We start from the raw sequence: 24,666 nt of genomic DNA, 5'->3' as shown, positions 1-24,666 counted from the left end.
TCATGCCCGCCGGGCAAGTTCCGCCGCCTTGCCCACATAGCTGGCCGGTGTCATGGCCAGCAGGCGGTCTTTCTCGGCCTGGGGAATGTCCAGCGAGCGGACCAGCGCATGCAGGTCTTCGGCCCGCACGCTCTTGCCGCGCGTGACCTCCTTCAGTTTCTCGTACGCCCCTTCGAGGTGGAAGCGCCGCATCACGGTCTGGATCGGCTCGGCCAGCACTTCCCACGCGTTGGCGAGGTCTTCGGCGATCGCTTCGCGATTCAGCTCCAGCTTGGCCAGCCCGATGCCCATCGAGTGATACGCCAGCACCGCATAGCCGATCGCCACGCCCATGTTGCGCAGCACGGTGGAATCGGTGAGGTCGCGCTGCCAGCGCGAGACGGGCAGCTTCTCCGACAGGTGCTTGAGCAGCGCGTTGGCCAGGCCGAGGTTGCCCTCGGCGTTCTCGAAATCGATCGGGTTGACCTTGTGCGGCATGGTCGACGAGCCGATCTCGCCTTCGCGCAGCTTCTGCTTGAAATAACCCAGGCTGACGTAGCCCCAGACGTCGCGCGCCCAGTCGATGAGGATCGTGTCCGCACGCGCCAGCGCATCGAAGAACTCCGCCATGTAGTCGTGCGGCTCGATCTGGATGCTGTAGGGCTGGAAGGTGAGCCCCAAACCCAGCGGCTCGGGCGTCTCCACCACCTTGCGCGCGAAGGCTTCCCAGTCGAAATCCGGCCAGGCCGCCACGTGCGCGTTGTAGTTGCCGACGGCACCGTTCATCTTGCCGAGCAGCCGGACCTGGGCGATCTTGTCGCGGGCCGCCGCCAGCCGCACCACGACGTTGGCGACCTCCTTGCCGACCGTGGTCGGGCTCGCCGTCTGGCCGTGCGTGCGCGACAGCATCGCCACGTCGGCATACGTGTGCGCCATCTGGCGCAGCTTGTCGATGAGGGCGTCCAGCGCCGGCAGGATCACGTGGTCGCGCGCGGCCTTCAGCTGCAGCGCGTGGCTGGTGTTGTTGATGTCCTCGCTGGTGCAGGCGAAGTGCACGAACTCGCTGGCGGCCTTGAGCTCCGGGCGCGCCTCGAACTTCGACTTGATCCAGTACTCCACGGCCTTGACGTCGTGGTTGGTGGTCTTCTCGATCTCCTTGATGGCGCGCGCGTCGGCTTCGGAGAAGTTCTTGGCCAGGCCGAGCAGGTAGGTGCGCGCGCCGGGGGTGAGCGGCTTGAACTCGGCGAAGCCGGCGTCCGAGAGCGCGATGAACCAGCAGATTTCGACCTGCACGCGCTTGTGCATGTAACCCTGCTCGCTCATCAGCGGCCGCAGCGGCGCGAGCCGCCCCGCGTAGCGCCCGTCCAGCGGCGAGAGCGCGGAGATCGTGGAAAGTGTCATCCCCCGATTTTAGGAGCCCGGGCCGAGCGCCCGTCGCTAAAATCGGCTGACCCAGAACTCGAACACGTCCGCGAAAGAATTTCCCCATGAAATTGATCGGAGCCATATCCAGCCCCTACGTGCGCAAGGTGCGCATCGTGATGGCGGAAAAGAAGCTGGATTACGACTTCGTGCTCGAGGATGTGTGGGCGGCCGAGACCGCGATCGCCCAGTCCAACCCGCTGGGCAAGGTGCCCTGCCTCGTGATGGAAGGCGGCGAGGCCCTGTTCGATTCGCGCGTGATCGTCGAGTACCTGGACACGCTCTCGCCGGTGGGCAAGCTGATTCCGGCCATGGGCCGCGAGCGCGCCGAGGTGAAGACGTGGGAAGCGCTCGCCGACGGCGTGCTGGATGCGGCCGTGCTCGCGCGACTCGAAGCCCATTGGGCGGGGCGCAAGAAGGGCGAACGCAGCCAGGCCTGGATCGAGCGGCAGCTGGGCAAGGTGAACGGGAGCCTCAAGGCCATGAGCCAGGGCCTGGGCGACAAGCCGTTCTGCGCCGGCATCTACCTGAGCCTGGCCGACATCGCGGTGGGCTGCGCCCTGGGCTACCTGGTGTTCCGCTTTCCCGAGATGGACTGGCGCGGCAGCTACCCCAACCTGGGCAAGCTGTACGACAAGCTCATGGCGCGACCGAGCTTCGCGGAAACGAAGCCCGCCTGAGTTGCCTTTGCCCAAATACAAAAGCCGCCCACGGGCGGCTTTTGTATTGCAAGAAAAATCGCTGCGAAGCGCCCCGGACGAAAGAGGGAGGGAGGGAGGAGGAGAAGAGTCGCCTCGGGATTGCATCCGGTCTGGCCGGAAGTCTTCGCAGCAGAAAACGGTTCGTGGAGTGTCCCCCTGCCCCTGTGCCGATAGAGTAGGGGCGAAAGCCGAGGGTTCCAGATCCGCGCGCAACGATCAGGTAAATTTTTGTGTCGGCGCGCGCGCGAACCCGACCTGCGTCACTTCGCCAGCTGCCGTTCGATGTCCGCCAGCAGCTTCGGATCCTCGGGCGTGACCTGGCTCGGATAGGCCGCCAGCACCGCGCCGTCGCGCGCGATCAGGTACTTGTAGAAATTCCATTCGGGGGCCTGGCCCGTGGCCCGCGCGAGCTGCCGGAACAAGGGGTTGGCCCGCGCGCCCTTCACGTGCGAGGCCGCGAACATCGGGAACTTCACACCATACGTGTTCTCGCAGAACTCCGCGATCTCCTTGTCGCTGCCCTTTTCCTGCTCGAAATCGTTGGAGGGGAAGCCGAGCACCACCAGCCCGCGGCCACGGTACTTGTCGTACAGCGCCTCCAGGCCCTTGTACTGCGGCGTGTAGCCGCAGTAGCTGGCCGTGTTCACCACCAGCAGCAAGCGGCCGGCGTACTGGCACAGCGACTGGGGCTTCTCGTCCTGCAGGCGCGGGAACTCGTGGTGGATGGCCGCGGGGCAGGCGTCGCCCGGGCCTGCCGCGGGTGGTGCGGCCCGTAGTGGACCAATCGCCAGGAGCAGGGCCCCGAGGGTCAAGGCGGATCTGGAAGTGCTCAGCATGGCGTCTCCGCGGGCGGGTTTGTCAAGGGATTTTCACTCTGGCGACTAAAATGCGGGTGGCGCCTTCCCCAATACCCATGCTCTACCCCGAATTGTTCAAGCAGCTCGAGTCCGTCCGTTGGGACATGGACAAGGACATTCCCTGGGCTCGCTTCGAAGCCGACAAGCTCTCGGACGAGCAGGCCCAGACCATCAAGATGAACGCCATCACGGAATGGGCGGCGCTTCCGGCCACCGAGATGTTCCTGCGCGACAACCGCGGGGACAGCGACTTTTCCGCGTTCATGTCGATCTGGTTCTTCGAGGAGCAGAAGCACTCGCTCGTGCTGATGGAATACCTGCGGCGCTTCCGGCCCGACCTGGTGCCCACAGAGAAGGAGCTGCACGAGGTCCGCTTCGAGTTCGAGCCCGCGCCCGCGCTCGAGACGCTGATGCTGCATTTCTGCGGCGAGATCCGCCTGAACCACTGGTACCGCCGGGCCGCCGAATGGCATAGCGAGCCGGTGATCCGCCACATCTACACGACGCTGTCGCAGGACGAGGCGCGCCACGGCGGCGCCTACCTGCGTTACATGAAGCGCGCCATCAACAACTTCGGCGACCAGGCCAAGGCGGCGTTCGCCAAGGTCGGCGTGCTGATGGCCAGTGCGCGCCGCACGGCGCAGGCGCTGCACCCGACCAACCTGCACGTGAACAGGCAGCTGTTCCCGCGCGACACCATCCAGTCGCGCCTGCCCAACCCCGAATGGCTGGAGCACTGGCTGGACAAGCAGATCGACTTCGACGGCGTGTGGGAAACCAAGGTGGTCGAGCGCATCCTGCACAACCTGTCGCTGCTGATGGACCGCAGCTTCAAGAGCGTTCAGGAGCTCAATCGCTTCCGCAAGGAAATCACCGCCAGCCTGGGCCCGGGCGAGCCGCTGCCCAGCGCGGCGTGACGGCCTTCCTCGCCAAGATAGTCCCGCGCCAGGAGGCGGTGGCGCGCGTCGCGCAACTGCCGCGGCCGGTCGTCTTCACGAACGGCGTTTTCGACGTCCTGCACCGCGGCCACGCCACCTACCTCGCGCAGGCGCGCGAGCTCGGCGCGAGCCTGGTGGTCGCGATCAACACCGATGCTTCGGCGAGGCGCCTGGGCAAGGGGCCCGAACGCCCGTTGAACAACGAGAATGACCGCGCCGCGATGCTCGCCGCGCTGGAATCGGTCTCGCTCGTCACCTGCTTCGATGAGGACACGCCGCTCGAACTGGTCCGCGAGCTCAAGCCCGCCGTGCTGGTCAAGGGCGGCGACTACGACATGGACAAGCTCGCCGAGGCGCAGTTCGTGCGCAGCTACGGCGGCCGGGCGCTGGCGATCCCCTTCGTCGCGGGTTATTCGACCACGAACCTGGTCAACCGCATCCGCGCCGGCTGAATCAGCCGAACACCGCGCGCCACAGTGCCAGCACCGCCTCGCGCTCGCGCTCGAGCGCATCGGCCGCCAGCTGCGTCGGCTCCTCGTTCAGGCGGGCCTTGTGCTGCACGCGCCGCAGCTCGCGGTATGCCGCCGCCGCGCCTTCGCCCACGCCGCGCGGCAGCAGGCCGGCGGCTTCGGCGCGCTGCAGCAACGCGATGTTGCCCACGTTCGGGATCAGCTCGCGACGCAGCGCGGACTGCGACAGCACCAGGTACTGCACGGCGAATTCCGCATCGACCATGCCGCCCGGGCTGTGCTTCACGTCGAAGCGGCCCGCGCGCACCGGGCGCGCCGCGCGCACCTTCTCGCGCATCGCGACGATCTCGCGCTTCAAGGCTTGCGCATCGCGCGGTGCGGTGATCACGGCCTCGCGCACGGCGTCGAAGCGCGGCGCGAGTTCGCGCATGCCGCAGACGAAGCGCGCGCGCGTCATCGCCTGGTGTTCCCAGGTCCATGCCGTGTTGCTGCCGCGTTGCTGCTGGTAGTTGGCGTACGCCTCGAAGCTGGTGATCAGCAGGCCCGAGTTGCCGTTGGGGCGCAGCGCGGTGTCGATCTCGAACAGGTCGCCTTCGCCCGTCTTGGTGGAGAGCCAGTTGATCAACTTGCGCACGAAGGCGCCATAGGTTTCCGGCGCACGCTCGTCGCTGTCCTCGAAGACGAACACGATGTCCAGGTCGCTGCCGTAGCCGAGCTCCTTGCCGCCCAATTTGCCGTAACCGATGATGCCGAACTGCGGCTCCTCGCGATGGCGCGATTTCAGGCGCTGCCAGCACCAGCGCGCCGTCACCCGCAGCACCGCATCGGCCAGCGCCGAGAGGTCATCGGCCACCTGCTCCACGGTGAGCTGGCCCTCGAGGTCGCGCGCGAGGGTGCGGAACACCTCCGCGTGGTGCGCGCGGCGCAACAGGTTCAACAGCTGCTCGTCGTCGTCCTCGCCCGTGATCTGCAGCGCGCGCCGCCGGTCCTCGAGGTCGGCTTCGAAGTCCGACGCGTTGAAGCGCTCCGAGAACAGCTGCTCGCTCGCCAGTTCGTCGATCACGCCGGGGTGCTGCAGGATATAGCGGGCCGGCCAGCGTGCGGCGCCCAGCAGCCGCAACAGGCGCTCGTGCACGCCGGGACGCTCCCACAGCAGCGCGAGGTAGCTCTCGCGGCGCAGCAGCGGCTCGATCCAGTCGGCCATGCGCAACGCCGCTTCCTCGGTGACACGCCCTTGCTCCAGCCACTGGCCCGTGCGCGCGACCAGGCGCGCGAGGCGCGTGCGCGCGTCCTCGCGCAGCGCCTGCACGCGGGGGTGTTTGCTCCAGGCGGCGACACGCTCGCCCAGTTGCGGCGGCAGTTGCTCCAGCAGCGTGTCCAGGTCCGGTGCCGGCGCGTTGCCGCCCCTGGGACCGTTGCAGCCCCTGCATTCACGCGTGCCGCCCAGGAGCTTGTCGAATTCCTGGGCGACCGTTTCGCGATGGCCGTCCAGTTCGTGCAGGAAGGGGCAGCAGCTGGCGAAGCCCATGGTCCTGGCCAGCCACACCAGGTCGCTGTCATCCTCGCAGCCCATGGGCAGCACGTGCGTCTGCTGGTCGTCCAGGTACTGGATGCGGTGCTCGACCCGGCGCAGGAACTCGTAGGCGCGCGCCAGCGCATCGGCGGTCGCCTGCGGCATCAGGCCGGCGGTCGCGACGCGCTGCAGCGCGGCCAGCGTGGGCCGGGTGCGCAGTTCGGGAAACTGGCCGCCGCGCACGACCTGCAGCAATTGCACGATGAACTCGATCTCGCGGATGCCGCCGCGCGACAGCTTCACGTCGTTGGCGCGCTCGGGCCGGCCGGCGCTGCGCTTGGCCGCGTGCTCGCGGATCTGCCGGTGCAGCACGCGCAGCGAATCGAAGACGCTGTAGTCGAGGTAGCGCCGGAACACGAAAGGCAGCACCGCGCCGCGCAACTGCTGCGCGCTGCCGTCCGCGACGCAGGCGCGCGGCGCGACCACCCGGCTCTTGAGCCAGGCGAAGCGCTCCCACTCGCGTCCCTGCACCTGGAAGTAGTCCTCCAGCGCGCCGAGCGACACCACCGGCGGGCCCGAGTTGCCGTTCGGGCGCAGCGCGGTGTCGACGCGGAAGACGAAGCCATGCTCGGTCGGCTCGCCGATCAGGCCGAAGATCGTGCGCGCCGCCTTGGCGAAATACTCGTGGTTGCTGATGCGCCCGCGGCCCGCGGCGCCTGCCGTCTCGCCGTCCTGGTCGTAGACGTAGATCAGGTCGATGTCGCTCGACACGTTGAGCTCGCGCGCGCCGAACTTGCCCATGCCGACGACCCACAACTGGGCGCGCGCGCCTTCGGGCGTGAGGGGCGCGCCGTGTTCCGCGTCCAGGGTTTTCGCGGCTTCGGCGCACGCGATGTCGAGCGCGAATTCGGCCAGCTCGGTCACGGCGCGCGTCACGGTCGCGAGGGGCGCCTGCTCGTCACAATCGAGCACCGCCAGCCGCTCCATCACGAGCTGGCGCAGGATGCGCAGCGCCGCGCCCGTGGCGTGGCCCTCGTCCAGCAGCCTCCGGTAGGCGACCGCGAGGGTCGGATGCGTGGGCGCGCCGGCCGGCAGCAGCGCGAGTTCGTGCTCGTAACGGCGGCGCAGGCGCTGCACGAAGCGGGAATGGGCCGACAGCGGCGCGTCATCCACGCCCACTGAACCCCCGCGATGGCCGGGGGTCATAATTCCTGACACACCGAAGTTCTCATGACCGACTGCCCGCCGTCACCGTCACGCCGCCTGAGGGCGTACGCAGCCGTCGCGAAAGGCGCCCTGTGGCTGCTCCTGGCCGCCTGGCTCGTGCTGGCGCTGGCATGGGGAGCGCTTCATGCATTCATTGTGCCGCGAATCGGCGAGCTGCGCCCCGAGCTGGAAATGCGGGCTTCCCGCGCGCTCGGGATTCCCGTGCGCATCGGCCGCATCGAAGTCCTGAGCGAGGGTTTCGCGCCGCTGTTCCAGCTGAGCGACGTGATGCTGCTCGATGGGTCGGGCCGCGCCGCACTCACCTTGCCGCGCGTGCTGGCCGCCGTGTCGCCGCGCTCGCTGCTCGCCCTGGGCTTCGAGCAGGTCTACATCGACCGGCCGGAACTCGACGTCCGGCGCGACAAATCCGGGCGCCTGCTCGTGGCGGGGCTGGATGTCTCGCGCGGCGCGGGCGGCGATTCGGGCGCAGCCGACTGGTTCTTCTCGCAGCCCGAATTCGTGATCCGCGGCGGCACGCTGCGCTGGACCGACGACCTGCGCGGCGCACCGCCGCTGGCGCTGGAGCAAGTCGATTTCGTCGTGCGCAATGGCCATCGCCGCCACGCACTGCGGCTGGATGCGACGCCGCCGAAGGAATGGGGCGACCGCTTCAATGTGCAAGGCATTTTCCGCGAGCCGCTGCTGTCGCATGGCGAGGCGCACTGGCAGGACTGGGACGGCCAGCTGCACGGCGATTTCGCGCGGGTGGACGTTTCCCAGCTGCGCAAGTATTCGAGCTTCGGCGTGGAAATCGCGGCCGGCCACGGCGCCGTCCGCGCCTGGGCCGACATCGCGCGTGGCCAGGTCGCAGGCGGGGCGGCCGATGTGGTGCTGGCGGATGTGCGCACCCGCCTGGCGGCAAGGCTGGCGCCGCTGGAACTCACGCAGCTGTCCGGCCGCATCGCGGGCCAGCGGCTTGCGGGCGGCTTCGAGTTCCAGACCGAGCGCCTGCAATTCCAGACGGCCGACGGCGTGCGCTGGCCCGGCGGCAACGTGTTCGTGCACTGGACCGATGCGGCGGGCTCGCAGCCCGCGCGCGGCGAGGTGCGGGCCGACCGCCTCGACCTGTACGCCCTGGGCCAGGTGACGAGCCGCATCCCGCTCGGCCCGGCCACGCACCAGGCGCTCACGGAGTTCGCGCCCAAGGGCCTGGTCGAGACGCTGCAGGCGAAATGGCAGGGCCCGGTCGATGCGCTGCAGTCGTACGAATCGCGCGGGCGCATCGTGGACCTGGAGATCGCGGCGCGGCCTGCGCTCGCGGCCAGCGGCTCGCACGCCGCGCGGGCGGCCACGCCGGGCATTCGCGGCGCGACCATCGATTTCGACCTCACGCAGGCCGGTGGTAAAGGCAAGCTGGACATCCGGCACGGCGCCGCGGACCTGCCCGGCGTGTTCGAGGATCCGGTGGTGCCGATCGAGCATCTGGCGGCCGACGTGCAATGGAAGCTCGACGGCCAGGACATCTCCGCTGCCGTGAGCAACCTGAAGTTCGCCAACGCCGACGCGCAGGGCGAGGGCCAGGTGCGCTGGCACACCGCGAGCGGGCCCCGGCGCTTTCCCGGCGTGCTGGATCTGCAGGCGAGCGTGAGCCGCGCCGACGGCGCGCGCGTGTGGCGCTACCTGCCGCTGGGCGTTCCCAAGTCGGCGCGCGACTACGTGCGTGACGCCGTGGTCGCCGGCACGGCCACGGGCGCGAAGTTCCGCGTCAAGGGAGACCTGCGCGATTTTCCGTTCAACGACCCGAAGCGCGGCGACTTCCGCATCAGCGCCGACGTGCACGACGTCACTTTCGCGTTCGTGCCGCGCACGCTCACGGGCAGCGGCACGGCCTGGCCTGCGCTGACCCAGCTCGCGGGCGAACTCGTCTTCGAGCGCAACGGCATGCAGGTGCGTCACGCGCAGGGCCTGCTGGCCGGCGCGCCCAGGTTGCAGGTCAAGGCCGATGCCCAGATCCCGGAGCTCAGTCACACGGTGGTGCAGGTCAGCTCGCAGTTCCAGGGTCCCCTGGCCGAAGCGCTGGCGATCGTGAACACTTCGCCGGTGGGCGCGCTGATCAACAACGCCCTGGCCAAGGCGAGCGGCAACGGCAGCACCGACGTCAAGCTGAAGCTCGAGCTGCCGGTCGCGGCGATGGACAAGTCCAAGGTGCAGGGCAGCGTCGGGCTGCCGGGCAACGACATCCAGATCACGCCGGACACGCCCTTCCTCGCCAGGACCCGCGGCACGGTCACCTTCAGCGAGCGCGGCTTCGCGATCCCCGTTGCGCAGGCGCGCGCCCTCGGCGGCGACGTGAAGATCGAGGGTGGCACGCGCCCGGCGCCCGCGCGTCCGGCGGACTCCATCGTCGCGATCCGCGCGCAAGGCACGGCCACCGCGGAAGGCCTGCGACAGGCCAAGGAGCTCGGCTTCGTTACGCGCCTGGCCAAGGACGCCAGCGGCAGCACGGGCTACAGCGTGAACGTGATGTTCCGGCGCGGCCAGCCCGAGGTGACGGTGACCAGCAATCTGCAGGGCCTGGCTCTGAACCTGCCGGCCCCCATGGCCAAGACCGCCGAGGTCGCCCTGCCGCTGCGGTACGAGAACGTGCTGACACGAGAAACACTGGCGCAGCCGCGCGACGCCCCTGGCCGCCCGCTGCAGGACCAGCTCACGTTCGAGCTGGGCCGGGTGATGTCGGTCGTGTTCCTGCGCGACGTCTCCGGCGCCGAGGCGCGCGTGCTGCGTGGCGCGATCGCGGTCGGCCTGGCGCCCGGGGAGGGCGCGACCTTGCCCGAGCAGGGAGTCGCCGCCAACGTGAACCTCGCCAGCGTCAATCTCGACTCGTGGCAGGAGCTGCTCGGGTCTTCGGGGGCGGCGGGCGCACGCGGCGGCAGCGCCGGTGCCGCCGCCACGAGTTACCTGCCGACGGTCGCGGCCGTGCGCGCGAAGGAACTCACCGTGCAGGGCCGGACCTTGCACAACGTGGTGGTCGGCGTGTCGCGCGACGGCGGCACCTGGCGCGGCAACGTCGATGCCAGCGAGTTGAACGGTTATGCCGAGTACCGCCAGCCCGGCGGCGCGAACGCGGGCGGCCGCCTGTACGCGCGGCTCGCGCGCATGTCGCTGGGCGCCGCCGCGACCCAGGAGGTGGAATCGCTGCTCGACGAGCAGCCCGGCACGCTGCCGGCGCTGGACATCGTCGTCGACGACTTCGAGCTGCGCGGCAAGAAACTCGGCAAGCTCGAGATCGATGCCGTCAACCGCGCGGCCGGCGTGCGCGAATGGCGCCTGAACAAGCTCAACCTCACGGTGCCGGAGGCGACCTTCTCGGCCAGCGGCAACTGGGCCGCCCTCAGTGCGCAGGGCCCGCCGAAGCCCGGCACCGCGCGGACGCCGGAGCGCATGCGCACGGCCATGAGGTTCCGCCTCGATATCGCGGATTCGGGACAGCTGCTGTCGCGCTTCGGCATGAAGGACGTCGTGCGGCGCGGCAAGGGCAAGCTCGAAGGCCAGGTGGCGTGGCTCGGCTCGCCGCTGGGCTTCAACTACGCCAGCCTGGACGGGGCCTTCAACGTCAACATGGAATCGGGGCAGTTCCTCAAGGCCGAACCGGGGGTGGCCCGCCTGCTCGGCGTCGTGAGCCTGCAGTCCCTGCCGCGCCGGCTCGCGCTCGACTTCCGCGATATCTTCAGCGAGGGCTTTGCCTTCGACTTCATCCGGGGCGACGTCACCATCCAGGAGGGCATCGCGGCAACCAACAACCTGCAGATGAAGGGCGTCAATGCCGCTGTCCTGATGGAAGGCAAGGCCGACATCGCGCACGAGACGCAGGACCTGCGGGTGGTCGTGGTGCCCGAGATCAACGCCGGCACGGCGTCGCTCGTGGCCGCGGCGATCAATCCGGCGATCGGGCTGGGCTCCTTCCTCGCCCAGCTGGTGCTGCGCCAGCCGCTCATCCGTGCGGCGACGCAGGAGTTCCACGTCGACGGCACCTGGGCCGACCCGCGCGTCACCCGCGTGGGCAAGAAGGTCGAGGCGCAGGCCGAAACCTCGCGCACAGGCAACACGAACTAGAGTAACGCCATGAAGGTCGCTGCCATCCAGATGGTGTCCGGCGTGTCGGTCGAGGGCAACCTGCAGGCAGCGCGCGCGCTGCTGCGGGAGGCCGCGGCCGCCGGCGCGGAACTCGCGGTGCTGCCCGAATACTTCTGCGTGATGGGCCACCAGGACAGCGACAAGCTGGCCGTGCGCGAGCGCTTCGGCGACGGGCCGATCCAGTCCTTCCTGCGCGAGAGTGCGCGCGAGCTCGGCATCGCGATCGTCGCCGGCACGTTGCCGCTCGACGCCGGTGACGATGCGCGCGTGCGCAACACCAGCCTCGCGTTCTCGCCGCAAGGCGAGCTGCTGGCGCGCTACGACAAGATTCATTTGTTCCGCTTCGACAACGGCCGCGAGCGTTATGACGAGGCGCGGGTGATCGAGGCGGGCGGCGAGCCCGTCGCTTTCGAACTGCCGGCGCGCGATGGCCATCGCTGGCGCATCGGCATGTCGGTCTGCTACGACCTGCGCTTTCCCGAGCTGTACCGGTCCTTGCGGGCCGACCTCCTGCTCGTGCCGAGCGCCTTCACCTACGTGACCGGCCAGGCGCACTGGGAGACGCTGTTGCGCGCGCGCGCCATCGAGAACCTGGCTTACGTCGCGGCGCCGGCGCAAGGGGGCACGCACGAGAACGGCCGGCGCACCTGGGGCCACAGCCTGGTGGTCGATCCCTGGGGCGTCGTGCTGGCGCAGCGCGAGACCGGGGCGGGGCTGGTGCTGGCCGACCTCGACGCGCAGCGGCTCGAGCAGGTGCGCCGCCAGCTGCCCGCCCTCGAGCACCGGGTGCTATGAGCCGCAGGGCGGAGGTTTTCCCATGACGGAGATCGCCCCGGCGGCGACGGCCGCCTTCGCGCGCTGGCGTTCGGCGCACACGCGCTGGTCGCTGTGGGTGCTGCTCATCGTGCTGGTCGCCGGCATGCTGGCCACGCTGGTGTGGCTCGCCGGCCGCTACGAAACGAGCCAGGTGCAAAGCCGCCTCGAGCGCGACACGGCCGACGCGGTGAACGACATGCGCGCGCGATTGACGCACAACGTGCAGAGCCTGCAGGCGCTGCACTCGGGCAGCCCGACGCCGGGCGCGTGGACGCAGGGCGCGCAGGTGCTGCTGCGCGAGCACCGCGAGTTCATGCGGATCGAATGGCGCGACGCGAACCTGAATGTCGTTGCCGCCGCCGACACACCCTACCACGCGCCGGTGTTCGCGCGGCTGGGGCGCGGGGCATCCCAGTCGGACGTGGCGCTCGCCTGCGCGGCGGCGCGGCGCCTGTCGGGCCCGGCGTACGCGACCAGTTATTTCGTCCCGCAGATGGACGGACTGGGGATCGAGGTGATGGAGCTGTGCCTGCCGCAGGCCACGGCCGGACAGCTCACCGCCTACGTGGTGGCGAGCTATTCGCTACCGGAGATCCTCGATGCCCTGGTGGAGCCGCAGCTGCTGCACAGCCACGACGTCTCGTTCACCGAAGCGGACGGCACGCGCCTGGCCCTGCGCGGCTCGGCCCGGCGCGGCAGCCGCGTCTTCACCGCGCAGCAGCTGATCGACCTGCCGGGCAACACGCTGGTGCTGCGCATGGACAGCTGGCGGGGCGCGCCGCAGCTGTTCCCCAATTTCCTCACGGCGCTGGTCACGGCGATGTCGATGGCCTTGCTCGCGGTGCTGTGGCTGCTGGGCAAGGATACGCGCCGGCGCCTGCGCGCCGAGCAGGACTTGGCCGATGCGCTCGCCTTCCGCAAGGCGATGGAGGATTCGCTGGTCACCGGCCTGCGTGCGCGCGACCTGCAGGGCCGCACGACCTACGTGAACCCGGCGTTCTGTGCGATGGTGGGCTTTTCGCCCGAGGAGCTGCTCGGTCGGGGCACGCCCGCGCCCTACTGGCCCCCCGAGTTCGCCGGTGACTACGCCAAGCGCCAGGAGGTGCGCCTGTCGGGCCTGCACCGGCCGCCGCGCGAAGGCTTCGAGTCGGTCTTCATGCGCAAGAACGGCACGCGCTTCCCGGTGTTGGTGATCGAGGCGCCGCTGATCAACCACCTGGGCGTGCAGACCGGCTGGATGAGCGCGTTCCTCGACATCTCCGAGCAGCGGCGCGTGGAGGAACTCTCGCGCGCCAGCCAGGAGCGGCTGCAGGCGACGGCGCGCCTGGCAACGGTCGGCGAGATGGCGTCGCTGCTGTCGCACGAGTTGAACCAGCCGCTCGCCGCGATCTCGAGTTACGCGACGGGTTCGCTCAACGTGCTCAAATCGCAGGTGACGGCGGGCGCCGAGCCCGAGCCGCTGGGCGACATCGAGGTGGCCATGCGCCGCATCGCCGAACAGGCCGAACGCGCCGGCCGCGTCATCAAGAGCGTGCACGATTTCGTGCGCCGCCGCGACAAGGCGCGCGAGCCGGTCACGCCGCAGGTGCTGGTCGACGCGGTGATGCCGCTCGTCACGCTGCAGGCGCGCAAGCTGGGGGTGCGCGTCGACACGGTGATCGACCGGGCCCTGCCGCCGCTGCTGGTCGACCGCACGATGGTCGAGCAGGTGGTGCTCAATCTCGCGCGCAATGCGATGCAGGCGATGGACGAGGCGAAGGTGGCCGAACCCTCGCTGGTGATCGAGGTGCGCCGCGCGCAGGGCCGGGGCTGGCTCGAGTTCCTGGTGACCGATGTCGGGCCGGGCATCCCGCCCGACGTCCAGCAGCAGCTGTTCACGCCCTTCTTCACCACCAAGAGCGAGGGCATGGGCCTGGGCCTGTCGCTGTGCCGCACGGTCGTCGAACAGCATGGGGGATTCCTCGCTTTCGAGGCCAACCGCCCGCAAGGTACGATTTTCCGGTTCACCCTGCCCGTCGCTTCGTCGGCCTGACGCCCGTCCCCATGCAACCCACCCAGAACGCCATCGTGTACATCGTCGACGACGATGCGAGCGTGCGCGAGGCGCTCGCCTGGCTGCTTCGTTCGCGCCACCTGTTGTCGGAATCCTTCCCCGGCGCGGAGCCCTTCCACGCGATGATCGCGGGCGACTGGTGGCCCGTGCAGCCGTCCTGCCTGCTGCTGGACGTGCGCATGCCGGGCATGAGCGGGCTGGCGCTGTTCGACAGGATTTCGCACAGGGGCCTGGCGGACGCCTTGCCGGTGATCTTCCTGACGGGCCACGCCGACGTGCCGACCGCCGTCGACATGGTCAAGCGCGGCGCCTTCGATTTTTGCGAGAAGCCCTTCTCCGACAACGCGCTGGTGGACCGGATCGAGCAGGCCTTGAAGCGATCGGGCGAGGTGCTGGCTGCCCGGCGCGAGAAGCGCGAGGTGCAGGCGCGACTGGCGGAACTCACGGACCGCGAGCGCGACGTCATGAAGCTCGTGGTCGAGGGCCTGCCGAACAAGCTGATCGCGGATCAGCTCGACATCAGCGTGCGCACGGTGGAAGTCCATCGTGCGCGCGTGTTCGACAAGATGGACGTGAAGTCCGCGGTCGAACTGGCGAACCTGCTGCGCAGTCTCTAGTCCTGGCCGGCGTCGTCTTCGCGCGGGGGCTCGCCCTTCTTGCGGCCGGAGAACATGGTCCACCACACGATGAACAGCAGCGCCGCCAGCGCGAGCAGGGCTTCGAGCAAAATCAGCAGCATGATCCGTTCCGTTGCATGGGCGCTGATTGTAGGAACGCTGGCCGGCTGCGCGTGGGCCCCATTGCCGCCGGCGGACGAAGCACCGAATGTCACCGCGCCCGCCGCACCCGGGGAACCCGCGGCGCAGGGGCCCGCCATCGTGCAGGGCAAGAGCCGCTGGGTGCCGGTCGCCTGGTCCGAGCTGCCGGGCTTCGCCGAGGACAACCTCTACGAAGCCTGGAACGCGTGGATCAAGAGCTGCGAGCGCCCGCCCGCCAACTTCGCGCGCCTGTGCACCGAAGTGCGGCAGCTCTCGATTGCCGCGCCGCAGGAGCAGCGCGCCTGGCTCGCGCAGAAGCTGCAGCCGTACCGCATCGAGCCGCTGCAGGGCGCGGCTGAAGGATTGCTCACGGGCTACTACGAACCGATGCTGGAGGCCACGCGCCAGCCGACGGCACGCAACGTGGTGCCGCTGTACCGGCCGCCGGCCGGGCTGGCGACCCGCAAGCCCTGGTACACGCGGCAGGAGATCGACACCGTCCCCGACGTGCGCTCGCTGCTGCGCGGGCGCGAGATCGCCTACATCGCTGACCCGCTCGACGCGCTGATGATCCAGATCCAGGGCTCGGCGCGCCTGCGCATCACCGAAACCGACGGCACGCAGCGCATCGTGCGGCTCGCGTTCGCCGGCACCAACGAGCAGCCCTATCGCAGTGTCGGCAGCTGGCTGCTGCAGCAGGGCGCCCTCCGCGACGCCTCGTGGCCGGGCATCAAGGGCTGGGTCGCGCAGAACCCGCAGCGGCTGAACGAAATGCTGTGGAGCAACCCGCGCTACGTCTTCTTCCGCGAGGAGCCCTTGTCGGAACTGGATGCCGCTTTCGGCCCCCGCGGTGCGCAAGGCGTGCCGCTCACGCAGGGCCGCTCGATCGCCGTCGACAAGGACGCGCTGCCCTACGGCACGCCGGTATGGCTGGCCTCGAGCGGGCCGGCGGCGAACCTGCAGCGCCTCGTCTTCGCGCAGGACACCGGCAGCGCGATCGTCGGTGCCCTGCGCGCCGACTATTTCACCGGCTGGGGGCCGGAGGCGGGCGAGCTGGCCGCGCGCCTGAAGCAGCCGCTGCGCCTGTGGGTGCTGTGGCCCCGCTGAGCTTCGCGTCTGGCCACAATGCGCGCATGGAGCGCCTCAAGCTGATCCTTGCCGCCGCGTCACTGGCGTTCGTCGCGTCGTGTGCGACGCGGCAGCCCGGTCCGCCGCCGGCGCCGGAACCGGCGCCTGCCACCGCTTCTTCGCAGCCCGTTGCGGCCCCATCGCCGTCGCACTTGCCCCGCTACCGCTGCGACCACGAGATCGAATTCACCGTGCGCTTCGATGACGGCACCGCGCAGGTCGATGCCGGGGTGCATGGCAGCGAGACCCTGTTGCGCGATGCCGGCGGCACGACGCCGCAGCAGACGGTCTACAGCAGCACCAACATGAAAGCTGAATTCGGGCTGGGCGCGGATGGCCGCGAGGCCACGCTGAACATCGCGGTGCCGCCGCTCGAAGTGCACTGCGTGCGCGAATAGCTGCCAGGCCGGCCGTGCATCTCAGGCCGCGCCGCGCTTCGCGCCCAGGTGCGACAGCGGCAGGTGGCTGCTCGCCTTGACCTCCCCCAGCGAGAAGCTGGTGTGGAGGTCTTTCACGTTGGGCAGGTTGATCAGCACCTTGCGCGCGAACTGCGAGAAGCTGTCGAGGTCCTTCGACACGACCTGCAGCTCGAAGGTGCCGGCGCCGCTGATGTAGTGGCACGAGACGATCTCGGGGATCTTGCGGATCGCCTCTTCCATCTCGCGCGTGCGCTCGCCCGTGTTCTGCTGCGCATCGAGCCGCACGAAGGCCAGCACCCCCAGGCCGATCTTGTGGCGGTCGATCTCGGCGTGGTAGCCCTTGATGTAGCCGGCCTGCTCCAGCGCCCGCACGCGCCGCCAACAGGGTGCCGCCGACAGGCCCACGCGTTGCGCGAGTTCGGCGTTGGTCAGGCGCGCGTCGGCCTGCAGCTCGTTAAGGATTTGGATGTCATATTTGTCGAGCGTTTCCATTCGGGCCTGATTCGGGAAAGATCCTTTCTCATGCTAGCCCATTCGCGGCATCAAACGCAAAGACATATCCGAGGCCGCGGCATACACTGTGCAGCTCACAAGGAGACCTCCCGCGCATGAACGCCCCGCTGCCCGAACCTATCCGCAAGGCCCTCGAGACGGTCAGGCTGGAGGACAAGTACGCGCTGGACTACGGCCGCGCCTTCATGAGCGGCGTGCAGGCGCTGGTGAAGCTGCCGATGCTGCAGCGCCAGCGCGATGCGCTGCAAGGCAAGAACACCGCGGGCTTCATCAGCGGCTACCGCGGCTCGCCGCTGGGCACCTACGACCAGGCGCTGTGGGGCGCGAAGAAGTACCTCGCGGGCAACAACGTCGTGTTCCAGCCGGGCGTGAATGAGGAGCTCGCGGCGACGGCGATCTGGGGCACGCAGCAGCTGGGCTTCACCGACCCGGCCACGCACAAGTTCGACGGCGTGTTCGGCATCTGGTACGGCAAGGGGCCGGGCGTGGACCGCTGCTCCGACGTCTTCAAGCACGCCAACATGGCCGGCACCACGCCCTGGGGCGGCGTGATCGCGGTGGCCGGCGACGATCACGTCGCCAAGAGCTCCACCGCCGCGCACCAGTCCGACCACATCTTCAAGGCCTGCGGCCTGCCGGTGTTCTTCCCGGCCAACGTGCAGGAGATCCTGGACCTCGGCCTGCACGCGTTCGCCATGAGCCGCTACGCCGGCGTGTGGTCCGGCATGAAGACGATCCAGGAGATCGTCGAATCGAGCAGCACGGCGGTGATCGATCCACAGCGTGTGCAGATCCACATTCCCACCGATTTCGAGATGCCGCCGGGCGGCCTGCACATCCGCTGGCCCGACCACGCGCTCGACCAGGAAGCGCGCCTGTTCGACTACAAGTGGTACGCGGCGCTGGCGTACATCCGTGCCAACCGCCTGAACTACAACGTCATCGCCGGGCCGCATGACCGCTTCGGCATCATCGCCAGCGGCAAGGCCTACAACGACACCCGCCAGGCCCTGCTCGACCTCGGCCTCGACGACGACACCTGCCGGCGCCTGGGCATCCGCGTGCACAAGGTCGGCGTCGTGTGGCCGCTGGAAGCGCAGATCACGCGCGAGTTCGCGCAAGGCCTGCGCGAGATCCTGGTCGTCGAGGAAAAGCGCCAGGTGATCGAGTACCAGCTGAAAGAGGAGCTGTACAACTGGCGGCCCGACGTGCGGCCCAACGTGGTCGGCAAGTTCAACGAGGTCGAGGGCGACGCCTCCGGCGGCGAATGGTCGCAGGCCAGCCCGAGCGCCAACAAGCTGCTGCGCGCCAATGCGGACCTGTCGCCGGCGCTGATCGCGCGCGCGATCGCGCTGCGGCTGAAGAAGCTCGGTGTGGACGCCGACACGGCCGCACGAATGGACGCGCAGCTGGCGATCCTCGAAGCCAAGGAGCGCGCGATGGCCGCGCTCGAGGTGAAGGCCGATCGCGTGCCGTGGTTCTGCTCGGGCTGTCCGCACAACACCTCCACCGTCGTGCCGGAAGGCTCCCGCGCGATGGCCGGCATCGGCTGCCATTTCATGGCGACCTGGATGGATCGCGCCACCATCGGTTTCACGCAGATGGGCGGCGAAGGCGTGCCGTGGGTCGGCCAGCAGCCGTTCTCGACCGAGAAGCACGTGTTCGCCAACCTCGGCGACGGCACCTACTTCCACAGCGGCCTGCTGGCGATCCGCCAGGCGATCGCCGCCGGCGTGAACATCACCTACAAGCTGCTGTACAACGACGCGGTCGCGATGACCGGCGGCCAGCAGGTCGGCGAGCGGCCCGAAGGCCATTCGGTGATCCAGATCGCGCACAGCGTCGTGGCCGAAGGCGCGACGAAGGTCGTAGTGGTGACGGACGAGCCCGAGAAGTACATGGTTGCGAAACTGCCGCCGGGTGTCGACGTGCACCACCGGGACGAGCTCGACGCCATCCAGCGCGAATTCCGCGAAATCCCGGGCACCACGATCATCATCTACGACCAGACCTGCGCGACCGAGAAGCGCCGGCGGCGCAAGCGCGGCAAGATGGTCGACCCGGCCGTGCGTGTCGTGATCAACGACCTGGTGTGCGAAGGCTGCGGCGATTGCGGCGTGAAGAGCAACTGCCTGTCGGTCGAGCCGCTCGAGACCGAATTCGGCCGCAAGCGGACCATCAACCAGAGCAGCTGCAACAAGGACACGAGCTGCCTGAAGGGCTTCTGCCCGAGCTTCGTCACCGTCGAGGGCGGCCAGCTCAAGTCGAAGCCGAAGGCGCAGGCGGCATCGCTCGAGGGCCTGCCGGGCCTGCCCGAGCCCACCTTGCCGCAGGTGCACGGGGCCTACGGCATCATCGTCGCGGGCGTCGGCGGCACGGGCGTGATCACGATCGGCCAGCTGCTCGGCATGGCCGCGCACATCGAGGGCAAGGGCATCGTCACGCAGGACGCCGCCGGCCTGGCGCAAAAGGGCGGGGCCACCTGGAGCCACGTGATCATCGGCGAGTCGCAGGAGGCGATCCGCACCACGCGCGTCAACATGGCCGGTGCCGACGTCGTGATCGGCTGCGACCCGATCGTCACGGCCGGCAAGGAAACGGTGCTGCGCATGCGTCCCGGCCGCACGCATGTGGCGCTGAACGGCCACAGCGCGCCGACCGCGGCCTTCGTGAAGAACGCCAACTGGGCCAACCCGGCCGACGCCTGCGCGAGCGAGATCGCCAAGGCCGTGGGCGATGAAGGCGTGGCCGCATTCAACGCCGATCTCGCCTCGACCAGGCTGCTGGGCGATTCCATCTACACCAACCCGATGATGCTCGGCTTCGCGTGGCAGAAGGGCTGGATCCCGCTCGCGCACGAGTCGCTGATGCGGGCCATCGAGCTCAATGGTGTCACCGTGGAGAAGAACAAGGCCGCCTTCGAATGGGGCCGCCGCGCCGCGCACGACTGGGCCTCGGTCGAAAGGCTGCTCGCGCCGGCCCAGGTGATCGAGCTGAAGAAGCGCGAGACGCTCGAGAGCATCGTGGCGCGCCGCGTCGAGTTCCTCACGCAGTACCAGAACGCTGCGTACGCGAAGCAATACAGCGATTTCGTCGAGCAGGTGCGCGCCGCCGAGGCGCCGCTGGGCAAGACGCAGCTGGCGGAAAGCGTCGCGCGCTACCTGTTCAAGCTCATGGCGTACAAGGACGAGTACGAAGTCGCCCGCCTCTACACGCAGACCGGCTTCGAAGAGAAGATCGGCGCGATGTTCGAAGGTGATTACAAGATCAACTTCCACCTGGCGCCGCCCGCGATGGCCAGGCGCAACGAGAAGGGCGAACTGGTCAAGCGCAAGTTCGGGCCGGCCACCCTGGCCTTGTTCAAGCTGCTGGCGCATCTCAAGGGGCTGCGCGGCACCCCCCTGGACATCTTCGGCCGCACCGAGGAGCGCCGCACCGAGCGCGCCCTGGTCGGGGAATATCGCGATGCGATCCAGCAGGTGCTGGCTGCGCTGTCTTCCCGCAACCATGCGCTGGCGGTCGAGATCGCGCGCATCCCGGAGCAGATCAAGGGCTTCGGACATGTGAAAGAACGTAACCTCGCCGCCGCACGCACGCGCTGGCAGGCGCTGACGGCCGAATGGAGCGGCGCACCCGGCCAGCGCGCCGCCTGAGTCGGCCCGAGGGCTAACGCGAACTTCCGTCCTCGGGGACGGGACATACAATCGAAGGCTTTCCGCTCGAGCGCGCCCTTCGCAGGCGCGCTCGCTGTGTCACGCTTGAAAATCTTCTTACACGCCGGAGCTCCCGTGTTCATCTCTTCCGCTTACGCCCAGACCGCCGCCGGCGGCGACATGTCCTCCACGCTGACGGGCATGCTGCCGCTGGTGCTGATGTTCGTCGTGCTCTATTTCGTGATGATCCGCCCGCAGATGAAGCGGCAGAAGGAGCACCGGGCCATGATCGAGGCGCTCGCCAAGGGCGACGAGGTCGCCACGTCCGGCGGCCTGATCGGCAAGGTCACGAAGCTGCAGGAGTCCTACCTGAACCTGGAGATCGCGAACGGCGTCGAAGTGCAGGTGCAGCGCAGCGCCGTCGTGCAGGTCCTGCCCAAGGGCACCCTCAAGTGAATCGTTACCCCGTCTGGAAGTACGCGATCATCGTCATCGCGTTGATCATCGGGGCCCTCTACACGGTCCCCAATTTCTTCGGCGAATCGCCGGCGGTGCAGGTCTCGTCGGGCAAGGCGACCGTGAAGGTCGATGCCGCGACGCAGGCCCGGGTGCAGGACGCGCTGGCCAAGGCCGGCGTGCAGCCGGATGCGATCACGCTGGACGCGAACTCCGTCAAGGCCCGCTTCACCACCACCGACGCGCAGCTCAAGGCCAAGGACGTCCTGCAGAAGGCGCTGAACCCGGACCCCTCGGATCCGACCTATGTCGTGGCGCTGAACCTGCTGTCCAGCGTGCCGAAGTGGCTGTCGGCGCTGCATGCTGCGCCGATGTACCTGGGCCTGGACCTGCGCGGTGGCGTGCACTTCATGCTCCAGGTCGACATGCAGGCCGCGCTGTCCAAGAAGGCCGAGTCGCTGGCCGGAGACCTGCGCAGCGTGCTGCGCGAGAAGAACGTGCGCCATGGCGGCATCAACCGCAATGGCCAGGCGATCGAGGTGCGCTTTCGCGACCAGGAGACGCTGAACGCCGCGAAGGCCGTGCTCGCCGACCAGTTCACCGACCTGCAGGAAACCGACGGCCCGGACGGCACCGACTACAGGATGGTCGCGACCATCAAGCCCGAGGCCGCGCGCCGCATCCAGGACCAGGCGCTCAAGCAGAACATGGTCACCCTGCACAACCGGATCAACGAACTCGGCGTGGCCGAGCCGGTGATCCAGCAGCAGGGGCTCGATCGTATCGTCGTGCAGTTGCCCGGCGTGCAGGACACGGCCAAGGCCAAGGACATCCTGGGCCGCACGGCGACGCTCGAGGTGCGCATGGTCGACGAGAGCGCCGAGGCATCGTCCGCCGCGCTGGGCGCCGGCCCGGTGCCGTTCGGCGACGAGAAGTACCTCGAGCGCGGCGGCCAGGCGGTGGTGGTGCGCAAGCAGGTGATCCTCACCGGCGACAACCTCACCGACGCGCAACCCGGCTTCGACCAGCAGACGCAGGAGCCGGCGGTGCACCTCACGCTCGACGCGAAGGGCGCGCGCATCTTCAAGGACGTGACGCGCGAGAACGTCGGCAAGCGCATGGCCATCCTGCTGTTCGAGAAGGGCAAGGGCGAAGTCGTCACCGCGCCCGTGATCCGCGGCGAGATCGGCGGCGGACGGGTGCAGATTTCCGGCCGCATGACCACCGTCGAGGCCAACGACACGGCGCTGCTGCTGCGCGCCGGCTCGCTGGCCGCGCCCATGGAGATCATCGAGGAATACACCATCGGCCCGACGCTCGGCGCCGAGAACATCGCCAAGGGTTTCCACAGCGTGGCCTGGGGCTTCGTCGCCATCTGCGCGTTCATGACGCTGTACTACATGCTGTTCGGCGTGTTCTCGGCGCTGGCGCTGGCGGTGAACCTGCTGCTGCTGGTGGCCGTACTGTCGATGCTGCAGGCGACGCTCACGCTGCCCGGCATGGCCGCCATGGCGCTCGCACTGGGTATGGCGATCGATTCGAACGTGCTGATCAACGAACGCGTGCGCGAGGAGCTGCGCAACGGCTCGTCGCCGCAGGCCGCGATCAACGCGGGTTACGAACGGGCCTGGGGCACGATCTTCGACTCGAACATCACGACGCTGATCGCGGGCCTGGCGCTGCTCGCCTTCGGCTCGGGCCCGGTGCGCGGCTTCGCCGTCGTGCACTGCATCGGCATCCTCACGTCCATGTTCTCGGCGGTGTTCTTCTCGCGCGGCCTCGTCAATCTTTGGTACGGGCGGAAGAAGAAACTCAAGGCAGTATCGATCGGCACGGTCTGGCGGCCGGCCGGCGATGCGGTTATAACGAAGGCGGAGTAAGGGACATGGAATTCTTTCGGATCCGCCGGGACATCCCGTTCATGGAAAACGCGTTGATCTTCAACGTGGTCTCGTTCCTTACCTTTGCCGCCGCGGTGTTCTTCCTCGTGACCAAGGGCCTGCACCTGTCGGTGGAGTTCACCGGCGGCACGGTGATGGAAGTCGCCTACTCGCAGCCCGCCGACGTCGAGAAGGTGCGCCGGACCGTGGCCGGCCTCGGCTTCGAGGACGTGCAGGTGCAGAACTTCGGGACGGCGCGCGACGTCCTGATCCGCCTGCCGGCGCAGAAAAATGTGAGCTCGGCGCAACAGAGTGAAAAAGTGCTAGCGACGCTGCGCGCCGAGGATCCCAACGTGCAACTGCGGCGCACCGAGTTCGTGGGCCCGCAGGTCGGCGACGAGCTCGTCACCAACGGCCTGTACGCGCTCGCCGCCGTGGCGGGCGGCATCATGCTGTACCTCGCCTTCCGCTTCGAGTGGAAGTTCGCGCTGGCGGCGATCATCGCCAACCTGCACGACGTGGTGATCATCCTGGGCTTCTTCGCGTTCTTCCAGTGGGAGTTCTCGCTGGCGGTGCTGGCCGCGGTGCTGGCGGTGCTGGGCTACTCGGTGAACGAATCGGTGGTGATCTTCGACCGCGTGCGCGAGAACTTCCGCCGCTACCGCAAGATGAACACCATCCAGATCATCGACAACGCGATCACGTCGACGATCAGCCGCACGATCATCACGCACGGCTGCACGCAGGCGATGGTGCTGTCGATGCTGCTGTTCGGCGGCCCCACCCTGTTCTACTTTGCCCTGGCCCTGACCATCGGCATCCTGTTCGGCATATATTCCTCCGTCTTCGTGGCCGCCGCCATCGCGATGTGGCTCGGCGTCAAACGCGAGGATCTCGTGCAGTCTTCCGCCCGGCGCGAGGGCGACCCGAACGACCCGAACGCGGGCGCGACGGTGTAGGAAGGCCGCCCGCCGTGAGCGCCCTGCAACGACCCCCCGCGAACGGCGCGCTCGTCGCGCGCAAGGCGCGGGAGAGCTTCGTCGCGCAGCTGCAGGCCTGCCTCGCACCGATGGGGCAGGCCATCCGCAACCACCTGATGGAGCTCGCCCAGGCGGCGGCAAGCGCCCGGGACATGCAGGAGCGGCGCGACGCGCTGGTTGACTTCGACAAGAAAGGCGCCGCCTTCCTGCAGGGCACCACGCGCGCGTGGCAGAAGGCGATCGACCCGCCGACGGCGACCCGGCAGATGCGGCTGGAGGCCCTGAGCCTGTCGCTCGTGGGCGAGGACGTGGTCGAGGACAAGATCATGGCGTCGCGCCTGGCCTTGGCGATCGGCGACAAGGCCGTGTGGGACCTCAACGACCTCAAGGTGCGCATGCAGCACCTCGAAGGCGACGAGCAGGCCTCCACCGACATCCTGCGGCCCGAGGCGCTGTGCCAGCTGCTGGTGGAGCAATGGGGCGCGGCGGGCATCTCGCGCGAAAGCTGGAAGCTCGTGCAGGACGTCGTCCAGCGGGTGCTACTCGAGCACGTGCCGAAGGCGTACACGCAGGTCAACGAGCTGCTCGTGGCCAACGACGTGCTGCGCGACATCGACTTCAGTGCCCGGGTGCGGCGCGGCGCAGCTGCCCCGGCGCGGCCGGGCGCGGCCGGCGCCGCTGAAGCAGCGGCTCCGGTGTCCCGGCCGGGCGAGCTGGGCGGCGGTGGGCCCGGCGGCGGCCAGGGCGGAGACGGAGGCGGCATGGGCGGCGGCACCGGCTGGGCCGGCGC

At 68.8% G+C, this 24,666-nt stretch carries 19 protein-coding genes; 14 read left to right on the top strand and 5 right to left on the bottom strand.

Annotated elements, in window-relative coordinates:
- Positions 1-1,380, bottom strand: coding sequence for an adenylosuccinate lyase (gene purB, locus AC3EF3_RS19100; RefSeq protein ID WP_488533850.1), 1,380 nt, complete (start codon positions 1,378-1,380; stop codon positions 1-3).
- A gap of 86 nt (positions 1,381-1,466) precedes the next feature.
- On the opposite strand from purB, the gene AC3EF3_RS19095 reads away from it, so the two are divergent.
- A complete protein-coding gene (locus tag AC3EF3_RS19095) occupies positions 1,467-2,081 on the top strand; it encodes a glutathione S-transferase N-terminal domain-containing protein (protein ID WP_488533849.1) in 615 nt (204 codons plus the stop codon).
- A 281-nt stretch (positions 2,082-2,362) separates the two neighbouring features.
- Here the strand turns inward: AC3EF3_RS19095 and AC3EF3_RS19090 are convergent, their stop codons facing one another.
- Complete coding sequence (locus AC3EF3_RS19090; protein ID WP_488533848.1) at positions 2,363-2,938, bottom strand: glutathione peroxidase; 576 nt, start codon at positions 2,936-2,938, stop codon at positions 2,363-2,365.
- Positions 2,939-3,015: 77 nt separating this feature from the next.
- Here AC3EF3_RS19090 and AC3EF3_RS19085 point away from each other — a divergent pair, with 77 nt between their 5' ends.
- Both AC3EF3_RS19085 and rfaE2 read left to right on the top strand, forming a co-directional pair.
- A complete protein-coding gene (locus AC3EF3_RS19085) occupies positions 3,016-3,876 on the top strand; it encodes a ferritin family protein (RefSeq protein ID WP_488533847.1) in 861 nt (286 codons plus the stop codon).
- Entirely contained in the window at positions 3,873-4,349 is a 477-nt protein-coding gene (gene rfaE2 / locus AC3EF3_RS19080; protein ID WP_488533846.1) for a D-glycero-beta-D-manno-heptose 1-phosphate adenylyltransferase, read from the top strand. Before AC3EF3_RS19085 ends, rfaE2 begins: the two co-directional genes overlap by 4 nt.
- Position 4,350: 1 nt before the next feature.
- Here the strand turns inward: rfaE2 and glnE are convergent, their stop codons facing one another.
- Positions 4,351-7,086: a bifunctional [glutamate--ammonia ligase]-adenylyl-L-tyrosine phosphorylase/[glutamate--ammonia-ligase] adenylyltransferase gene (gene glnE, locus AC3EF3_RS19075; RefSeq protein ID WP_488533845.1), complete on the bottom strand. Its 2,736-nt coding sequence runs from the start codon at positions 7,084-7,086 to the stop codon at positions 4,351-4,353.
- Between the two features lie 24 nt (positions 7,087-7,110).
- Between glnE and AC3EF3_RS19070 the strand changes: the two genes are divergently transcribed.
- Genes AC3EF3_RS19070 through AC3EF3_RS19055 form a run of 4 tightly spaced genes read left to right on the top strand, consistent with a single transcriptional unit; the run spans position 7,111 to position 14,706 of the window.
- Positions 7,111-11,199: a YhdP family protein gene (locus AC3EF3_RS19070; protein ID WP_488533844.1), complete on the top strand. Its 4,089-nt coding sequence runs from the start codon at positions 7,111-7,113 to the stop codon at positions 11,197-11,199.
- A 9-nt stretch (positions 11,200-11,208) separates the two neighbouring features.
- Positions 11,209-12,015, top strand: a complete 807-nt coding sequence (locus tag AC3EF3_RS19065; RefSeq protein ID WP_488533843.1) for a carbon-nitrogen hydrolase family protein — start codon at positions 11,209-11,211, stop codon at positions 12,013-12,015.
- Positions 12,016-12,037: 22 nt separating this feature from the next.
- A complete protein-coding gene (locus tag AC3EF3_RS19060; protein ID WP_488533842.1) occupies positions 12,038-14,068 on the top strand; it encodes an ATP-binding protein in 2,031 nt (676 codons plus the stop codon).
- Positions 14,069-14,079: 11 nt separating this feature from the next.
- Positions 14,080-14,706, top strand: a complete 627-nt coding sequence (locus AC3EF3_RS19055; RefSeq protein WP_488533841.1) for a response regulator transcription factor — start codon at positions 14,080-14,082, stop codon at positions 14,704-14,706.
- Here AC3EF3_RS19055 and AC3EF3_RS19050 read toward each other — a convergent pair.
- Positions 14,703-14,828, bottom strand: coding sequence for a hypothetical protein (locus AC3EF3_RS19050; protein WP_488533840.1), 126 nt, complete (start codon positions 14,826-14,828; stop codon positions 14,703-14,705). The two genes, AC3EF3_RS19055 and AC3EF3_RS19050, sit on opposite strands and share 4 nt — an antisense overlap.
- Between AC3EF3_RS19050 and mltA the strand changes: the two genes are divergently transcribed.
- A complete protein-coding gene (gene mltA, locus AC3EF3_RS19045; protein ID WP_488533839.1) occupies positions 14,776-15,954 on the top strand; it encodes a murein transglycosylase A in 1,179 nt (392 codons plus the stop codon). The genes AC3EF3_RS19050 and mltA overlap by 53 nt on opposite strands.
- Positions 15,955-15,980: 26 nt before the next feature.
- Positions 15,981-16,373, top strand: coding sequence for a hypothetical protein (locus tag AC3EF3_RS19040; protein ID WP_488533838.1), 393 nt, complete (start codon positions 15,981-15,983; stop codon positions 16,371-16,373).
- Between the two features lie 21 nt (positions 16,374-16,394).
- Here the strand turns inward: AC3EF3_RS19040 and AC3EF3_RS19035 are convergent, their stop codons facing one another.
- Positions 16,395-16,886 (bottom strand): Lrp/AsnC family transcriptional regulator, encoded by a 492-nt coding sequence (locus AC3EF3_RS19035; RefSeq protein WP_488533837.1) that lies wholly within the window; start codon positions 16,884-16,886, stop codon positions 16,395-16,397.
- A gap of 116 nt (positions 16,887-17,002) precedes the next feature.
- Between AC3EF3_RS19035 and AC3EF3_RS19030 the strand changes: the two genes are divergently transcribed.
- The 5 genes from AC3EF3_RS19030 to AC3EF3_RS19010 form a co-directional block, all read left to right on the top strand.
- Positions 17,003-20,560, top strand: a complete 3,558-nt coding sequence (locus tag AC3EF3_RS19030; protein ID WP_488533836.1) for an indolepyruvate ferredoxin oxidoreductase family protein — start codon at positions 17,003-17,005, stop codon at positions 20,558-20,560.
- A gap of 135 nt (positions 20,561-20,695) precedes the next feature.
- On the top strand, positions 20,696-21,016 hold the full coding sequence (yajC, locus tag AC3EF3_RS19025) for a preprotein translocase subunit YajC (protein ID WP_488533835.1): 321 nt from the start codon (positions 20,696-20,698) through the stop codon (positions 21,014-21,016).
- Positions 21,013-22,896, top strand: a complete 1,884-nt coding sequence (secD, locus tag AC3EF3_RS19020; protein WP_488533834.1) for a protein translocase subunit SecD — start codon at positions 21,013-21,015, stop codon at positions 22,894-22,896. Before yajC ends, secD begins: the two co-directional genes overlap by 4 nt.
- Positions 22,897-22,901: 5 nt before the next feature.
- Positions 22,902-23,855, top strand: a complete 954-nt coding sequence (secF, locus tag AC3EF3_RS19015) for a protein translocase subunit SecF (protein ID WP_488533833.1) — start codon at positions 22,902-22,904, stop codon at positions 23,853-23,855.
- A 14-nt stretch (positions 23,856-23,869) separates the two neighbouring features.
- Positions 23,870-24,666, top strand: a 797-nt coding sequence (locus AC3EF3_RS19010) for a DUF1631 family protein (protein WP_488533832.1), incomplete at its 3' end; no start/stop codon positions are given.

The sequence above is a fragment of the Ramlibacter sp. GS1-15 genome (assembly GCF_057785015.1).
The sequence above is the reverse complement of the archived record's forward strand: the minus strand, read 5'-3'. Positions and strand labels throughout refer to the sequence as shown.

Coding starts and splice junctions, on each gene's coding strand:
- mltA (WP_488533839.1), top strand. CDS start 14,776: ATGAACAGCAGCGCCGCCAGCGCGAGCAGGGCTTCGAGCAAAATCAGC.
- AC3EF3_RS19065 (WP_488533843.1), top strand. CDS start 11,209: ATGAAGGTCGCTGCCATCCAGATGGTGTCCGGCGTGTCGGTCGAGGGC.
- glnE (WP_488533845.1), bottom strand. CDS start 7,086: ATGACCCCCGGCCATCGCGGGGGTTCAGTGGGCGTGGATGACGCGCCG.
- secF (WP_488533833.1), top strand. CDS start 22,902: ATGGAATTCTTTCGGATCCGCCGGGACATCCCGTTCATGGAAAACGCG.
- AC3EF3_RS19040 (WP_488533838.1), top strand. CDS start 15,981: ATGGAGCGCCTCAAGCTGATCCTTGCCGCCGCGTCACTGGCGTTCGTC.
- AC3EF3_RS19070 (WP_488533844.1), top strand. CDS start 7,111: ATGACCGACTGCCCGCCGTCACCGTCACGCCGCCTGAGGGCGTACGCA.
- AC3EF3_RS19035 (WP_488533837.1), bottom strand. CDS start 16,886: ATGGAAACGCTCGACAAATATGACATCCAAATCCTTAACGAGCTGCAG.
- AC3EF3_RS19090 (WP_488533848.1), bottom strand. CDS start 2,938: ATGCTGAGCACTTCCAGATCCGCCTTGACCCTCGGGGCCCTGCTCCTG.
- AC3EF3_RS19030 (WP_488533836.1), top strand. CDS start 17,003: ATGAACGCCCCGCTGCCCGAACCTATCCGCAAGGCCCTCGAGACGGTC.
- AC3EF3_RS19085 (WP_488533847.1), top strand. CDS start 3,016: ATGCTCTACCCCGAATTGTTCAAGCAGCTCGAGTCCGTCCGTTGGGAC.
- AC3EF3_RS19055 (WP_488533841.1), top strand. CDS start 14,080: ATGCAACCCACCCAGAACGCCATCGTGTACATCGTCGACGACGATGCG.
- AC3EF3_RS19050 (WP_488533840.1), bottom strand. CDS start 14,828: ATGCTGCTGATTTTGCTCGAAGCCCTGCTCGCGCTGGCGGCGCTGCTG.
- AC3EF3_RS19060 (WP_488533842.1), top strand. CDS start 12,038: ATGACGGAGATCGCCCCGGCGGCGACGGCCGCCTTCGCGCGCTGGCGT.
- purB (WP_488533850.1), bottom strand. CDS start 1,380: ATGACACTTTCCACGATCTCCGCGCTCTCGCCGCTGGACGGGCGCTAC.
- AC3EF3_RS19095 (WP_488533849.1), top strand. CDS start 1,467: ATGAAATTGATCGGAGCCATATCCAGCCCCTACGTGCGCAAGGTGCGC.